Genomic DNA, 1,751 nt, shown 5'->3' with positions numbered 1-1,751 from the left:
CCACCAGGCCCGCGCCATCACAACCAGTCCGACCCAGAAAAGCACCGGAGCCTTCAGCAGGCCGTTATCATCAAAATCACCGGGATGGCAGAAGGGTAAGTGCTTCATGATGACAACCTTTGGCTTGTCCCTACCCGTTCAGAAGCCGCATCAAAGGGCAAGTGCTGTTGCCACACATCACTGATGACGTCGGCAAATTTCTCCGGGTGTCCCTCAAACAGCACCTGCTCCACGTCACTGTCTTGTAACTGGTGCTGCAGCATCTCGCGCCAGTCATGCTCTTCCACCAGACGCAACGTGGCCCGGATGTATGCCTCGTAGCCTGTGGCAATCAGTTCTTCCGGCAGTCTCAGACGGCGGAACAGTCCTCCGTCAATATGGCTGTGCACTTCAGGACCGCTCAGGCACACACCCGGCAGCCCCTGACGGACCGCATCCACCACGCCGTTCATGTTCCCGTAGGGAAACGGACTGACAAACAGTTCACAGCTGTTCAGCGCAGACTGGTACGCCTGTACTGGCATGTGGGCATTCACCTCCGCCCCCGGCAGCACCGCATGGATGGCGTTCCGCAGGTAGTCCAGCGTTAACCCCTGCGCAAAGCCCATGTAAAAGCAGAACCGAACAGCTACCCGGCTACGGCGCTCTATTTCTGCCAGCGTTGCCAGAAAGTTCGGGTTAATTTTCATGACGGAAGCACACACTGCCACCCTGACCGGCAGCGGCTCACGCCACTGTGCCTGCTGGCGGGTGAGGAACGGCGTACGCGTGACCGGTACGCGACGGACATCGGCCGGGGGCACAAACGGCATGGCATCGGCAGGAACCCGGATAACGGTTTCGCTGAAGCAGCTCTCTTCCCCGACCAGGTCTTCCTCTATCACAAAACCGTTTATCTGCCCGCAGAACGTCGAGGCCCCGTGCCCCAGACCAACCAGTTGCAGCGGGGCCAGCCGCAGGTTGCTCAGGTAAATCGTGAAGGGGAACATGCCTATCCCGGCGTACAACACCACGTCCGGACGCAGTTTCCCGGCAATGGCCCAGGCTTCCTGCAGGGCAGACGCGGTGTCCACCTCGTGGAAGACATCAAAAACCTGCCGGCTCACCGTATCCACCGCCGAAGTCAGCCCCACCGCATGGACGGTGAAACGCCCACGCAGGGCCGCCAGCGCCCGGGAGTGAGTCCGGTACACGCTGTGCTGACTGGTGAACCACTCCAGCACAACCAGCAGCACCGGTTTTTTGGGCGGTCCCTGAACCTCAGGGGCGTCAGTGGCCGTCTGCCCCCGGTTATCCCCCACCGCAATATCCTTAAAGTCCCCGGCCAGCAGCGAGCGACGGATAAGATCGTTCAGACTACGCTTTATTCGGTGCTTTTCTGTCAGGTCCGCATAGGAGCAGTGCATGTACACATCGTGCAGCACCGCGGTCGGCAGAAAATCCAGGGAGTCCAGTTCAGCAAGCCGGTCCGGTAACCAGGCCAGCAGTTGCTCCCGCTTGCCGTGCGCGGCAGATGTCGGCAGGGTACGGCCACTGATAAGCGCCAGGAACAGACGAGCCACCGTCCGGCGGTCATACTGCCACAGGACATCCGGCTGCAGGGCAATCTGCGAGTCCGGGAAGTAACACAGGCAGAACAGACGCAGGTTATGGCTGTTGAGCGTCAGAGGGTCAACCACGCCCCCCCCCGCTGCGTTGATATTGCGGATGATATGGTCGGCGTGCCTGTAGAGGCTGACGGCAAAAATCAG

General features: G+C 60.4%; 2 protein-coding genes. Both read right to left on the bottom strand.

Annotated features, from left to right (window positions below; all coding sequences use genetic code 11):
- Positions 1-108 (bottom strand): DUF2919 family protein (locus tag NA624_RS22935; RefSeq protein WP_001555142.1); only part of this gene is annotated, 108 nt, incomplete at its 3' end.
- The coding region (locus NA624_RS22930; protein ID WP_439040299.1) for a cobalt ABC transporter permease at positions 105-1,751 on the bottom strand (1,647 nt) is incomplete at its 5' end. The genes NA624_RS22935 and NA624_RS22930, both read right to left, overlap by 4 nt.

This window comes from Salmonella sp. NW38 (genome assembly GCF_051807745.1).
Classification (GTDB): domain Bacteria; phylum Pseudomonadota; class Gammaproteobacteria; order Enterobacterales; family Enterobacteriaceae; genus Salmonella; species Salmonella enterica.
The sequence above is the reverse complement of the archived record's forward strand: the minus strand, read 5'-3'. Positions and strand labels throughout refer to the sequence as shown.